Here is a 14477-nt window from a genome sequence, read left to right as displayed (position 1 = left end):
CTTACGTGTTCATCCTTGTGACATTGTGCTGTTTGGTAATATAGAGCAGGATGGATGTGAATAGTTCAACAATTACCGGCTCTTCAAACGAATGAAATCCAAATGAAAAAGCATATCCCTCACCATAAGCATTTACTGTGACTACGGGAAAGTCCATAACTGTTACCAGAGGTTCAACGTGTTTTTTGTACTTAGGCGATACGGATAGCGTCAGCTCATCATAATCAAGCCGGAACTTATTCAGCTCAGCGTAACGCTCCTTTGACAGCAGCGAGGCAAATCCAAGTTCAAGCTTAAACACAGGGTCTTTGAACCTGTGTATCTCATCATTATAAAAGGTTCCAAATGTCTTTGTTAGCACAGAGTTTTTCTCTGTATAACAGTAGTGAATGCCTATGGCACAAAAACCTGATTCCACGTATTTTTGAATCAGATGAGAAAATGCGTTATCTTCATTAAGAGTACTCTCAGATGGAGGAATGATGATTACTCTTGAGTTGAAATCAGAGTCAATATCCTCATCAAGTGTTTTTTGCAAAAGCTCCGGCAGAAGATGATTAATCAGTACAAGTTGAATGGCATAATCATTGAACAGGATAGATGATACCGTTCTTAGGGCTTTGTACTCTACGCGGCCGGAGTGGGGGCTTTTTTCGCAGGTATCTATTATGTCCAAATAGAGTTTGTTCACAGGTCTTTTGTACTCTGATAAAATATATGCTTGCTGACTCCAATAGGGCAGCGTATGGGAAGGTGCTCTTTCCTGCCATAGATGATACCCTCAAGTGAGGTCTCGGTAAGACTGCCCAGAGCCTCAGGGCCTCCGGAAAATATAAAACACGGCAGCACCCTCCCCTTTTCATCTACAGAGAGCTGTTTTACAATCCCGTCACAACTGAGGTGATGAGTGCGAACCGGGTCGGTAACCAAAAAAGTCCCACGCTTTTCATACCACTGCGGAAGGTCAACACTGATGGTAGTGCCTGAGCGGCTCCTGTCTCTCATAAAACTCTCAATGGCCGCTTCAAAAGGAGGCAAAAGATCAATGTCTTTGTACGTTACCTCATATTCACCCTTAAGGTTAACCCCTCGCCCTGCCCCATTAAACCAGTCAAGGTTCACCGTGCTTACGCCAACATCAGTCAGGTAGTCCAGGAATTTACCAATTAACCCTATGTTTTTTTTCGTTATGACTGAGCTTACCCTCGTGAAAAAACCAAGGCTTATGGCATCCTCAATCGCACGCATAGCGTATTTAAAAGACGGCGCCCGGAGTTCGTTATGAACACTCTCTTCTATTGAATCTAAAGATATGGCGATTTTTTTAAGCCCTGCCTGTTTTAGTTCTTTCAACTTCTCTTTTGTAGCCGCAATGCCGTTTGATACGATAAGAAGCTCCTTTATCCTTGAACCGGCTATATAGCTAACCAGTTTTTCAATTCCAGGATAAAGAATCGGCTCTCCCCCCTCTATGTGGACGGTTTTAACCTCAAGATCGCTCATCTGCCTAAAAACATCCAGCCAAAAATCCAGCGGCATTGTAAAATTCTCCGCTGGCGAGGAGTTTGTAAAACAGTGTGGACACTGAAGGTTACAGTGTTTTGTGATATACACATGTATGTAATTTACGTGGTCAACTCTGACTTTGTCATCGGTCAGGATTCTTTTTTGAATTTTTTTCAAACACTTCCCTCTATTTTGGATATAACTCCGTCAACAATTGCCTGAAAATTTCCTCTTTCCAGAATCATATCTACCTTCTTTCTGTTGCCACCGCCTGTGACGCCAAGAGATTCATTTATAAGCCCGGCACAGACGTCTATTGCACTGACAGCATCAGTTGCGGCATACGCTATGACCTTCTTGTCTATTGATATAAGGTAGAGGTCTGAGGTGTAAACGGTATCTTTCATTTTTATCAGTTTTTTGAAGATTTTTGTATCCAGCTCGTTGTTTTTGATGACAGATACCTTTATACCTTTGACTTGCCTTACCAGCGTTTCATCCTTTAATGCGTTGGCAAATGCTTCTCTCTTATACTTTTCAAGTGCTGTATCCATTTCGTTAAGAGTATTAATATTATCCTCTACGGTTTTAAGGACATCATCCGGGAAGTTATACATTTTCCTGACTCTAAAGTGCTCTCTGCCATACTTTTTTAATCTTTTTGTTCCCGGGCCTCCGCCGTCAAAGAGAAGCTTACCCTTATCGGTACCAAGCAGATAGAGGCTGCCGAGGTCGGCTGTAGTGGTAACGTGAGTACCTCCGCAAGGGCTTGTGTCAATATCTGCTATTTTTATGCTGATATTAGCGCCATCAAAGAGTCTTTCCACAGGGAGCGCTTTTTCAGCTATCTTCATAAGCTCTCCCTCAACAGGCTCTAACCAGTCGTTGCTGAAATTCACTGAAAATGACACCATCCCGCCATTAACGCTAAAGTCAGATCGCGTGGTATATACTTTATACAGGTTAAACACTATTCGTGAGATAACGTGCTGAGCGGAGTGCAGTGTTGACAGATACCACCTTCTGTCCCAATCTATCCGGCCTTCAACCTCATCGCCAACAGCGAAAAGCTCCGGTGAGTCAACCTGATGATACACCACTCCGTTTTCGTCAGAAACAGTGGTCACTCTGGCAAGAGCGTCTCCTTTTGCCAGTACTCCGTTGTCGTATTCCTGATACCCTCCCTGCGGGAAAAACAGAGTTTTGTCCAATACGAGCATATTTTTTGACACATCAACGACTGTTGCCTTAAATTCCCGCATGAAGGGTTCTTTATAAAACAGCTTTTCTGTTGTTTGCATCACAACTCCTCTCTTTCAGTGTACAAGTACAAAAGATATTTAGCTGCTAAGACTGCTTTTAACTGCCTCTTTCCCCTTCTCAAGGTCAAAGTCCAAAAATGTGCCGCCTGTCTCAAAGTGGTTAACAAATACTATGCCTATTGCATAGGTTATTGCCCCAAATGATACAGCCATCGAGATAACTCCTACCGCCATTCCCACAACCGGCACCGTCTTTACCAGAGACCCTGCTGCTGCCCCTGTGCCAATTCCGCCAACGAGTGAGGCAATTATTGTCTTTACCTTTTGTTTAGAAAACGCTACTCCGTATAAATCGCCCAGTTTTTTCAACATCCGCAACTGTACTACCATAGCCGCTGCGGAATCAAGCAGCGGAATCGGCACCAGAGAAGGTACGGCTGAAAATATTGAATGATCTCTTACAATTTTTTTTGCCTGCATCAGTGTAGGACAGGCATCCTCGCTCTTAGGGGTAATGTTTTCGTTGACAACTGCTTCATTTTCCATTGTTACTTCTGGCATTGTGATTTCCTCCATTGATGATTGATAATGTCTTTTCCTTGCCCTTGACACCCTGATTTGTTCCTTTGGGGATTGTTCCTCTTCTTTTTCGGTCATCTCCCACTCTCCATGTTTTTAGACTGAATTTTTATACCAAGCAACTGCCTGACATATTGGTCATAGTCCTCCCTTGCTGTGCTGGTTTTAAACCCTGCAAAGACGGTTTCCCTCTTTGACAGTGCTTTTATAAAATCGGTGCTTGTCCTTATCGGCACCGTAATTAATTCTTTGTTATAGCGTTCTGACAGATAATTGAAAACATCCATAGTGATTTTTACTCTTCTGTCGTATTTTGAATAGAGAATTCTTATTTGAGGGCTTGTGAGATTAAAAGTGCTGCATATGGACTTTATCTCATTGAGAGTTAGCTCAAGCCCCTTAAGTGAAAAAACATCCTCGCACATTGGAATCACAACGATATCTGAGGCACAGATGGCAGAGATAACTGCTACACCCAAAGAAGGCGGTGAGTCAATCAAAATAAGGTCATACCCGTCCAGACGCAACTGTTTGCATACGTCTTTGACGGCGTTTTTCTGTGCTGCGGGGTTAGACAGACTCAAGTCCAGCAGAGCGTTTTCCAATGAGGACGGAATTATTGAAAAAGTGCCCTCTATATCTTTAATTGCATGTTTAACCATTTTATCAGGGTTTTTCCATATATCATAAAAAATAGGTTCCCCATCGTTTGGGATTTTCTCAAATAGCAGCGAGGACGACCCCTGAGGGTCAAGATCAACTATACATACCTTAAAACCGTACTGCAGAGCCCGTGTTGCACAAGTCACAGTGGCAGTTGTTTTACCAATGCCGCCTCGCAGATTTATGTGAGACACCACTTTGAAAGAGTAATCCACGCCTCTTTGGCTTAAGTAGCGCTTAACGGCAGCCGGAACAATACCGCTCTTTCTGCCTCCGCGCTCTATGAGCTCCTGTGGCTGAAAAAAGGCTTTTACCGCATCTTCACTGTCTCCGGTAAAATTTGATAGTTCTCCCACAGTCAGTAGATACTTTATACCAGATATTTTATCTTGCTGCATCCTCATAACTCCTAAAGGTTATCCAATACCCTGTCCAGATCCTCTATGCTAAGTCCGTCATAGTCTATGTCATCTGGTGTAAGCTCTGACGCCTTTACACCTGCACAGTGGTCAATTAGCTCTTTCAGGGATTTCTCATAACACTCTTTCACATACTCAACCGTTTCGTGTTTAAAACGGCTGCCGTCCATTGAGATTGCCACATCAAGCTTTCCATCTGAAATGTAAGAGTTAACATCCATATTGTATAGACACACGGTATCAGCGCTTACATCGGTTGCCTTAAAGCCGCTTTCCACTCTAAACAGACTGTTGGAGGATTGTTCCTCAAATTGCCCCAGGTAATTAAAACAAATCTTTCTCGGTTTTAAGTTAAATGTCACCGGTTTTTTCAAATCCTGCGGCATCATGTATTTAACAATACCATATCCCATGCCCTTCTGTGGAGTTTTGCGGAGCGCCTCTTTCACATGCTTAACCTGTGCTCCTAAATTATCCGTCTGAGGAAGGGTAACAATTACAGGGTACAAAGCGGTAAACCACCCCACTGTACGGGATACATCAATCTCCTCAGTAATCCACCCTCTGCCGTGCCACTCCATGTCAATAGCAGCAAGTTCTATGCCGCACCATAGTTTAAGCGCTCTTAAAAGGGCTGTAAGGAGCAAATCGGGGACATCCGTGTTATATGCGGCCCCTGCCTGGGTTAACAGCAAATCGGTATAGGCTTCATTAAGGGAGAAACCGGTGCGTTTAATATCTGAAAGTGTGCCGTTTTCCCGGTTTTTGAAATCCACCGGAAGCTCACACAAACCAGTATCATCTAAACTACTCCAGTACGGTATTTCATTAAGAAGTTCGGTACTTTCTGCGTATGAAACAAGGTAGTCTGCCCACGTTTTAAACGAATCTGTCTTTTGAGGAAATTTAAAAACTCCTCCCTTTATCGCCTCTCCGTAAGCCTCAGAAATGTCTTCTAAAAGAATGCGCCACGAAACCATATCCACCACAAGGTGATGAGCTGTTATAAACAGCATATCACATTCATCAAGTTTGTAGATGGCTGCTATAACAAGAGGAGCGTTTTCAAGTGAAAAACCAGCACTAAGCTCTCCTGCATGAGCACTGACCTCTGACATTGCTCCCGCAATTCCTCTGAAATCATTTACCTCCAAAAAGGGAAACTCAATCGCCTTTTCATATTGCTGAACCACTTTGCCGTTTGACCGGTTAAAGCTCATTCTAAGTGTATCGTGATGCTCTATTATTTCAGTAAGAACCCTCTGCATGATGCTGCTATCCAACCGCTCTGCGCATCTGAGCATAACAGACTGATTAAAGTGATGAGCTGTGTTAGGGTGTTTTTCAAAAAACCACGATTGAACAGGCGTAAGCGGAACAACAGCGCCTGTAAGCTCTTCATGTTTTATGCTAAAACTCTTTTTTCCCGCAAAGGGTGCCAATTGGAAAACTGTGGGGTGCTGATAAATATGGCTTATCCCGATACTAAGGCCATCTGTGGCAAGTTTTGACGCTAACTGTATGGCTTTTATTGAATCACCACCAACTGCAAAGAAATTATCATGTATGCCGATGTGTTTTTTACCAAGTATAGAAGTGAAAGCCTCCATAAGCAGAAGCTGTATGTGGTCAGAGGGTTTTGTTTTATCCTCAGCTTTACCGTCATGCAGATATGCCTCATCAGGCATAGGCAGAGCGCTTTGGTCAATTTTTCCGCTCACATTAAGAGTAAAGGCCTCTATGTGTATAAAGTGTGCTGGTATCATATATGCCGGAAGTTTAGCAGCTATTGCTGTCCTCAGTTGATAAGTGTCAACCGCAGATGTGTTTGAAACGGTTGTAAAATATGCTGCAAGCTCCTTTGGCTTACCGTCATAACTTATGGCAGTAACATAAACTTTCTCTATATTTGGTACTTCTTTAAGTACATGTTCCACCTCGCCGGGCTCTATTCTAAACCCTCGTATCTTTAATTGGCTGTCCTTCCTGCCGTAAAACTCAAGGCTTCCGTCAGGGAGCCATTTTCCCATGTCTCCGGTTAAATAAAGTCGCTGCTTAGTATCAATTAAATGCGGAACAAAGGCGGCAGAGGTCATTTCAGGTTCATTTATATACCCGGATGCCAGCCCCACTCCGCTTACACATATCTGCCCCTTTATTCCAATTGGTACAGGATTTAGTGACTCATCAAGCACAAAGACTGAGAGGTTTGAAAGTGGTTTCCCAATAGGGATAGTGCCACTGTATTCCCTGTGCGGGTCAACAACATGGCAAGCAATACAGACTGATGCCTCAGTGGGGCCGTATGCGTTTATATATTTTTTAGTTTGAGCGTAAAAGAGCGCTTCCTTAACGACTGCCGGTTCTCCTGCCGTTATAATTGTCCGCACTGAGGGCAGCGGGTGTTTGTTAAGCGTGCTCAGATACACCGGAGGTAGAGTTACCACTGTAACCGCCTCTGTCTCTATGAAATCTATAAAACTTTTGGTATCGGCTATGGTCTCCTTACTAGCAATTACAACTGAGGCACCTGCAAATAGGGCAAGAAATGTCTCATACAGTGAGGCGTCAAAAGAAAGAGAGGCAAACTGCAGCATCTTATCGGTGTCATTAATTGCAAATGTTTTTATTTGATCAAGTGCCATATTTATAAATCCACGGTGTTTTACCATGACCCCTTTAGGTTTTCCTGTTGAACCTGAGGTGTAAAGAAGATAGGCTACAGAGTCTGCATCTGCCGGAATGTTACAGGAAACCGTATTGTTCAGAGGAATTGCTTCAAACGGTATTACTGTAATATCAGGGTGAATACCTGCTTTTGATGCTATACCGGAATCGGCTATCACAATGCGGCAGGAGCTGTTTTTAAGCATAAAACCGGCTCTTTCATCGGGAAGCTCTGTGTCTATCGGCATATAAACGGCACCGGAGCGCATAATTCCAATGAGGGTAGCAATCGCTTTGTCTGAGCGTTTCATCATAACCCCAACCACATCGGATGGCTGCACGCCGCATGAGTTTACAAGATAAGCACTCAGACTGCCGGCAAGTGAGTTAAGCTCCTCATACGTGATGTGCCTGCCCTCACAAGACACCGCAATGTTACGTGGAGTTTTCATAGCCACAGTTCTAAAAAGTTCAGGGATTGCCGTCTCAGACGGAAAATCGGCGGCATTGTCATTAAATTTAAACACCACGGCGTGTTTTTCCTTTTCCGCCATAATCTCAAGTGAGCTGATTTTAACATGAGGCTTTTGGATAGCCTCCTTTGCAAGCACTTGAAAGTGTGACACCATTGCCACTATAGTATTTTTGTTAAAAAGGTCTGTGTTGTAATTTATCTCAAGAGATAGTGTCTCCTGTGACTTTGTAAAAGAAAAAAGAACATCCACCTTGCTTGTTTTCCAGTCATTGAAAAACACGGTGATTTCAATTCCACGGATTGGCTTATCATCTGTAGCGGACTCATCGTTAAGGCTGATAGCCGCATCAAATATGGGCAGGCGGCTTACGTCGCGGTTTAAAGACAGCTCATCAACAAGTGTGTCAAACGGGTATGACTGGTGCTCTAACGCCTCCTCGTTTGTCCGCTTAACTTTGGCAAGCACTGAGGAAAACGTGTCATAAGCATATATGTTGTCTCTGAGAGCCAGTGTGTTAATAAAGAAACCAATCTGATGTTCCAGCTCTTCAAGGTTTCTGTTTGCTACCGCTGTGCCGACAATTATATCGTTTTGAGTGGTATAGCGGAAAAACATAATTTTAAGTATGGAAAGAAGCAACATAAAAAGTGAAGCTCCTGCGTCCTTTGTAAAAGCTGTTAGCTTTAACACTAATTCCTTATCAAAAACAATGGCAACTGTATCGCCGTTAAAGGTTTTAACCGGCGGGCGTGGATTGTCGGCAGGGAGTGTCAGGGGAGTAATCTCACCGCCAAGTTGTTTATGCCAGTAGAGTTTACTTTGTTCCATTGCCGCACTGCGTTGCCGGGCGTTTTGCCATGCAGTATAGTCTTTGTACTGAATTCTTAAAGGCGCAAGCGGGTTTTTCTCACCCTTCAGACAGGCGTTATAAAGTGCTCCTGTCTCCTTTGTAAGCACCTGCATAGAGAGAGCATCGCTTATTATATGGTGCATGTTTATTATAAACACGTAAGTTTCATCTGCAAGCTTTATGAGCTTAGCTCTTATAAGCGGCCCCTCAGACAGACTAAAAGGAGTCTCTGCCTCTTGTCTTGCTACTTCTCTTGCAATGGCTTCGTTGTCAATTTTATCAGTTAAGTCAATTTCCTCAATCACCTGATGCACATCGGTATTAATCTTTTGCATCGGAACCGAGTCTATTTCAACAAACGTGGTTCTTAAAGACTCGTGTCTTTCAATGAGGGTATAAAATGCGCTTTTAAGAGCATCGATATTAAGCTTTCCTCTTAACAGGTAAGCTCCGGGCATATTGTAGGCTGCTGTTTCGGGCTTAAGTTTATTAAGTATCCAGAGGCGGCGCTGAGCGTTTGACACCTCATAAAGCTCACTTTCGGCAACCGGTTCAATATCTGCCATTTGCACCTTTTTTGCAGTGCAAATGAAAGCAGCCAGTTTCCTTATCGTGTCATTTTCAAAGAAATCTTTAAGGCTAACCTCCACACTGAGGTCTCTGTAGAGCCGTGAAACAATTCGTGTTGCCTTAATCGATTGCCCTCCTGTCTCAAAAAAAGGAGCTGTAACGCTTACCCTTTTTAACTGAAGTACCTCCGCCCATATTCTTTCAATTGAGGTTTCAAGTTCGGTGGCAGGTGGCGTACATTCAGTCTTTTCATAAAGGAGTTCATCGGGTTTTGGCAAAGATTTTTTGTCTATTTTACCGTTTATATTTAGCGGAAATGTGTCAAGTCTAACATAAAACGCCGGTATCATGTAATGTGGAATGGTCAACTCAAGGAAGCTCACAATCTCACCGGTTGTAGCGGCGGTTTTTTCAGTATAGTAACAGACCAATGTATTTTCGTTTTCATTGTCTTTAATAGCAATAACAACAGTCTCATCTATTGCACTAAACCCAAGCAATGCCTTTTCAATTTCAGCCAGCTCTATTCGGATACCGTTTACCTTTACCTGCGTGTCCATGCGGCCAATGAATTCTACTGCCATATCGGGCAGGTATCTGCCAAGATCTCCGGTTTTATATACAATATCACCGCTTTGGCCTGTTAATGGGTTTAGCACAAAACTCTTTGCCGTTAGTTCCGGCTCCTCATAGTAGCCTTTTGTAGCAAACGGGGTTTTAATGTAAATATCTCCAATTTCCCCGATATTACAAAGGCGGTTTCCTTTGATAATCAATACTGCCGTGTTTGAAATTGGCTTTCCTACCGGAATAATAGCGTTGCTGCCCTGAGGTTTCTCAGTTATTCTGTGAAATGTTTTAATCAGAGTGGTCTCACTTGCTCCGTAAAGATTTACAAGCTGTGTACTTAGTCCAGCAACGTCTATCCATCTTTTTACATCTCTTTCATAAAGCGGCTCACCTGCCATAAGAATGTATCGCAGGGAGGGAAGCGGTGTTGAGCCGTTATCATTATATTGCAGCTCCTTTGTAATAGCCCTGAAAAGAGACGGCACGCAGTGGAGCACGGTTATGGCACTATTTTTCAGCCACAAGAGAAGTTTGCGCATATCTGTTTTTGTCTCAATCTGTGGAATACAAAGAGTTCCTCCGGTTAAAAGAGGCACAAATATGTCTCTCAGGCTTGCATCAAAAGTAACCGGAGCCATCTGGCTTACCCTGACCGATGAATCAAGGGCAAACTCCCCCGCCTCCCAGTGTATGAAGTGGCTCAGGCTTTTTTTGCAGCCAAGAATTGCTTTTGGCTCTCCGGTTGAGCCAGAGGTAAACATTATATAGAGGCCGTCGTCAGGGTTATGTTCTATGCCTGCCTGCCGTTGCCCCGGAGCGCCGTTTTCAGTCTGAAGTTTCAGGTTTTCATCTATTACAAGTATGGCGGGTTCACTGCTACCGTTTTTACCGCTAACTATGGCTCTGACTCTTTCCAGCTCTGCAGAGGTGGTTACGACAATGGATGGAGCTGTTTTATTAAGCATATAATTTATACGGTTTAATGGAGTATCAAGCCCTATTGGCATAAATACTCCGCCAGCTTTCATAACTGCAATTATAGAGGTTACATACGCGGCACTGCTTTCAATAAAGGTTGCAACAATGCCTTCTTTAGCAAGTCCTGCGTTAAGCAATACATCTGCCGCCTCATCTGCCCTTTCGTTTAATGTTTTATACGAAACGGATACACTTTCGTCCTCTATGGCGGTTTTTTCGGGATATAGTGCGGCGGTCTGCTCTAAAACCCTGTGCAGTATTTTTTTGTCAACAACTTTCATCTAAAAAAGCCTCCAGGTTCTCTGCTATTATATGGAGCGGATCTACAAAAGAAACCACACCGTTCATACGGTTTGACAGCATGTATCTGACTAGCATATGAAACTCCGTGCAACCTGCTATAAAAGTGTCAGTGTTGTATTTTACCAAAAGCGCTCTGACCTTTTCATAAGCCAGGCTCTTATTGGGATTTACCTTTAGGTTGGTATAAATAATATCATGCACAATTGCTCTGTCATGCTCATCAGGAATTATAATATACTCTGAGACATCGCTAAAGAGTTTTGATGCCTGAAACACCTGTTTTTCATAACACCCGCGTGAAGCAAGCAAAAGTACAGGACGCTTTAGTTTTTTTATCTCCTTAAGTGCCACATCAACTATGGAAACGATACTCTGTGTCAATTCCACTGGGAGGCGGGGTAAAAAGTGATGGGACGTAAAGCAGCATATAATAATCCTGTGCACCCCCTGCCTCTTTAATCTTATCAGATTGTCTTTCAGTATGCTATAGAGATTGTCGTCGTTATTACCCAGTATCGCAGCCGTTCTGTCTGCTGTAGAGGCTAAGGAGTATAATACGACGTCGGGATTTTCCTGTTCCACAGTTAGAGAGCCGTGGTTTTCATAAATTGACAGAAGAAACTCTGCCGACGCTAGAGGCCCCATTCCGCCTAATATTCCGAGAATTTTCTTTTTCATCCTAAGTGCGGCATATCAAAGACGTCCATGAAAACGCCAAAACTGATTACTGTCATAAGAAGATCACTGTCAAAGGGCAGATTTAGCGTAAAGCCATCTGTTTTGTAAATCTTCTTTAATCTTTCCACTGTGTTGGGATCAAAATACCCTTGTTTTTTAATTTCTGAATAAGAGAGCGTATCGCTTAACCATTCAATATCCTGTTTTAACAGAAAAGGACTTCCCGGGGCTACAAAACCAAATTTCTCACGATTTATGATTCTTTCGGGAAGGTATTTTTCGGAAACTTTCTTAACTATATACTTTTCGGTAAACCCGCGCAGCTTTAAATCAGGAGGCACAGTCTTAGCAAAATCCATAAGGTTTACATCCAAAAACGGATAGCGTGCCTCTACCGAGTTTGCATAAGCCATGCGGTCGCCGTGGTCCCCAACCAGATGGTCAGACAACCGTAGTTTAAAATCCAGATAGGAGCGTTTGTGCACAACATGTCTGTTTATGAGCTTTGACTTATCCACAAGGCTGTCACAGACGCAATCAAAGCCGTCAAATCCCTCACGCAGAGCTTCAGAGTACAGGGCAAGTTTTGTTTCTCTGAATGAGTAGTGATTCTTTTCATAGAAGAAATCTCTGTCGCCCCAGAGTATCTCCCTCTGTTCGTCCTCAAGCATTTTTTCTGTATCGCCATAGCCGCTGTCAGGAGCGGCTGCCCGCTGTGCGTCAAACCGATACCCCACATACCCTGCAAACAGCTCATCTGAACCCTCACCGGTTAGTATCACTTTAAGGCCGTTTTCTCTTACTAGTTTTGAAAGTGCCATCGAGCACGTATTGTATGATTCTTTTACCGGACACTCGGCATGGTAAATCATATCCTTAAACCGTGTGCTTATATCCGGCCAGTCAAAAACCACCTCCGAATGTATTGACCCCGTAGAGTCTGCCATTAGCCTCTGGAACACACTCTCATCTATGGAGCTGTCGTTAAAGGCTATTGAAAAGGAGTGCCTTTTCTCAGCCGGACTGAGCGACTTTATCACAGCGCCTATCAGGGATGAGTCAAGCCCTCCGCTAAGGTAAAATCCTACCGGTACGTCAGCCATGAGTCTGTAGTTTACGGATTGCCTGAAAATCTCATCTAATCTTTCCACATAATAGGACTCATCCATTTGGTAATCTGCCTGCCGCTCCTCAGGGTATATTAAATCCCAATATTCTTTTACATTTAAACGTATTGTACCCTCATCAATTGAGGCGGTAAGTGTGTGGCCGGGTTTCAGGCTAAAAATTCCCTTAAACATCGTGGTTGGGCTAACCAGCCCAGGAAACGACAACACCTGATCAAGTCCGCGCAGGTCAACCTCTTTTTTTATTTGATGGTGGCACAGTATTGACTTTATCTCAGAGGCAAAAACGAAAGTGCCCTCTGCCATGGTATAAAAAAGAGGAGTTATCCCTGCCTGATCTCTGGCAAGCAGTAGCCGTTTCCGTTTTATATCATAAATAGCAAATGAAAACTGTCCATTTAGTTTTTCGACAAAAAAATCTCCGTGCTCCTCATACAGATGAACCAGTACCTCCACGTCGCAGTGGGTGTAAAATATATGCCCTCTCTGTATGAGTTCTTCTTTAAGCTCTAAAAAGTTGAATATCTCACCATTACAGACCGATACGATAGTTCTATCCTCGTTATACATGGGCTGATTACCTGTTGTCAGATCCACAATGGAAAGGCGCTTAAACACCAGGGCAAGGTGTTTTTGCCGGTAGTACCCGGTGTCATCAGGCCCCCTGTGGATAAGAGCGTTACCCATTTTTAACAAGATATCCTCATTTATCAGCCTTTCTGAGTGCACAGTAAATATTCCTGCGATTCCGCACATGATTAAAACGCTTGCCTTTTTAGAAGCTAACCCTAAGGCTTACCTTAAAAACGTTGTCCGTACTAATCACAGTTGGCCACGGACTGCTGTCATAGTCCATTTTATGTGATGCGATGATTGCCAGATGTTTATCAATGTTATAGCCAAGAGCATTTATCATGGTCCAGCGGTATCTGTGTACCCTGTGGTCTGCTATATAGTTTCCATCCTCATTCATAACAAAAACCGGTGTAGTGGATACATCTTGTATGATTCTAAAAATCTCATTATAAAACAGATAACTTGTGATATTAATCTTGTAACTTTCATAAAAATACACAACCGGAAGCGATTTTTGGCTTATATTTAAAAAATCTTGTATCAGAGAGTAGTATTTCTCTGTTTGATAACCACCTGATAAAAAAAACTCAAGCTTATGCAGCGGCGTATCAAATAAATAATACCCTAAACCGGCATACTCTATATGTCTGTGTTTTATCATATTAACCCTGTCCCGTTCCCATATATAGCCGCCCTGCGTGTAGAAATTTTCAGTCAGGTCATACTGCAGAGATTCTTGAAAGGTCTGATAATCGTCAGTGCTTTGTGAGCCGCTGGCATCTTTAGTTAACTTTTGTGCAATCTGATAGTTAAGGGAGTTTGTCAGACGGTTTTTTCTTAATACAACCGCACCCTGGCCGTCTATATTGTATCCTGTTGTGTTACCCCATTTGTAAACAGGAGTGAATAGTGCCTCCGCGTGGAACAGGAGATTCTCCGGTAAGGGTTTGTATTTAAGAGAGATGTGTTCCCACCAGTTGTCACCAGGCCCATTGACCTTGGGCGCATCGGCTGCTGCCGGTGCCGCAGGTTTAACATTATCAACCGCCTTTGAAGGTTCACCTGACTGTGAAGCCGGTGCTGAAACAGACGATTTACCCTCCTCATATATTTGGCGATAAACCTCCGGATAGTGTTCTCTTATATAGTCTTTATCCACCTCCGCCATTGCCGTAACAGGCACAATCAGGGCAACAAATAAAACAAACATAACTATAAGTCCAACATGTTTCCCACAAATGCACAAAGTCATA

General features: G+C 43.2%; 9 protein-coding genes. All 9 read right to left on the bottom strand.

Annotated features, from left to right (window positions below):
* Nucleotide 1 precedes the first annotated feature (1 nt).
* From HQK88_10965 to HQK88_10925, 9 genes are read right to left on the bottom strand one after another with little or no spacing between them, the layout of a single operon-like run.
* Nucleotides 2-691: a hypothetical protein gene (locus tag HQK88_10965; protein MBF0617321.1), complete on the bottom strand. Its 690-nt coding sequence runs from the start codon at nt 689-691 to the stop codon at nt 2-4.
* Entirely contained in the window at nt 688-1683 is a 996-nt protein-coding gene (locus HQK88_10960) for a radical SAM protein (GenBank protein ID MBF0617320.1), read from the bottom strand. The genes HQK88_10965 and HQK88_10960 overlap by 4 nt, the downstream gene beginning before the upstream one ends.
* Nucleotides 1680-2807 carry a hypothetical protein gene (locus HQK88_10955; GenBank protein MBF0617319.1) on the bottom strand — a complete coding sequence of 376 codons (1128 nt, stop codon included), beginning with the start codon at nt 2805-2807 and terminating at the stop codon, nt 1680-1682. The genes HQK88_10960 and HQK88_10955 overlap by 4 nt, the downstream gene beginning before the upstream one ends.
* A gap of 39 nt (nt 2808-2846) precedes the next feature.
* A complete protein-coding gene (locus tag HQK88_10950) occupies nt 2847-3425 on the bottom strand; it encodes a DUF697 domain-containing protein (GenBank protein ID MBF0617318.1) in 579 nt (192 codons plus the stop codon).
* On the bottom strand, nt 3422-4408 hold the full coding sequence (locus tag HQK88_10945; GenBank protein ID MBF0617317.1) for a ParA family protein: 987 nt from the start codon (nt 4406-4408) through the stop codon (nt 3422-3424). The genes HQK88_10950 and HQK88_10945 overlap by 4 nt, the downstream gene beginning before the upstream one ends.
* 11 nt (nt 4409-4419) lie before the next feature.
* Complete coding sequence (locus tag HQK88_10940) at nt 4420-10821, bottom strand: amino acid adenylation domain-containing protein (GenBank protein ID MBF0617316.1); 6402 nt, start codon at nt 10819-10821, stop codon at nt 4420-4422.
* A complete protein-coding gene (locus HQK88_10935) occupies nt 10808-11521 on the bottom strand; it encodes an aspartate/glutamate racemase family protein (protein MBF0617315.1) in 714 nt (237 codons plus the stop codon). Before HQK88_10935 ends, HQK88_10940 begins: the two co-directional genes overlap by 14 nt.
* Nucleotides 11518-13404 carry an asparagine synthase (glutamine-hydrolyzing) gene (gene asnB / locus HQK88_10930; protein MBF0617314.1) on the bottom strand — a complete coding sequence of 629 codons (1887 nt, stop codon included), beginning with the start codon at nt 13402-13404 and terminating at the stop codon, nt 11518-11520. Before asnB ends, HQK88_10935 begins: the two co-directional genes overlap by 4 nt.
* Nucleotides 13405-13423: 19 nt before the next feature.
* Entirely contained in the window at nt 13424-14476 is a 1053-nt protein-coding gene (locus HQK88_10925; protein ID MBF0617313.1) for a DUF481 domain-containing protein, read from the bottom strand.
* Nucleotide 14477: the final 1 nt, after the last annotated feature.

Source organism: Nitrospirota bacterium, from assembly GCA_015233895.1.
In the GTDB taxonomy this organism is placed as follows: Bacteria; Nitrospirota; Thermodesulfovibrionia; order Thermodesulfovibrionales; family Magnetobacteriaceae; genus Magnetomonas.
This window is presented reverse-complemented; position numbering and strand designations above follow the sequence as displayed.

Bases quoted from the DNA above. Each gene is read 5' to 3' on its own strand.
- HQK88_10955 (MBF0617319.1), bottom strand. From the start codon at position 2,807: ATGCAAACAACAGAAAAGCTGTTTTATAAAGAACCCTTCATGCGGGAA.
- HQK88_10950 (MBF0617318.1), bottom strand. From the start codon at position 3,425: ATGACCGAAAAAGAAGAGGAACAATCCCCAAAGGAACAAATCAGGGTG.
- HQK88_10945 (MBF0617317.1), bottom strand. From the start codon at position 4,408: ATGCAGCAAGATAAAATATCTGGTATAAAGTATCTACTGACTGTGGGA.
- HQK88_10940 (MBF0617316.1), bottom strand. From the start codon at position 10,821: ATGAAAGTTGTTGACAAAAAAATACTGCACAGGGTTTTAGAGCAGACC.
- HQK88_10935 (MBF0617315.1), bottom strand. From the start codon at position 11,521: ATGAAAAAGAAAATTCTCGGAATATTAGGCGGAATGGGGCCTCTAGCG.
- asnB (MBF0617314.1), bottom strand. From the start codon at position 13,404: ATGTGCGGAATCGCAGGAATATTTACTGTGCACTCAGAAAGGCTGATA.
- HQK88_10925 (MBF0617313.1), bottom strand. From the start codon at position 14,476: ATGACTTTGTGCATTTGTGGGAAACATGTTGGACTTATAGTTATGTTT.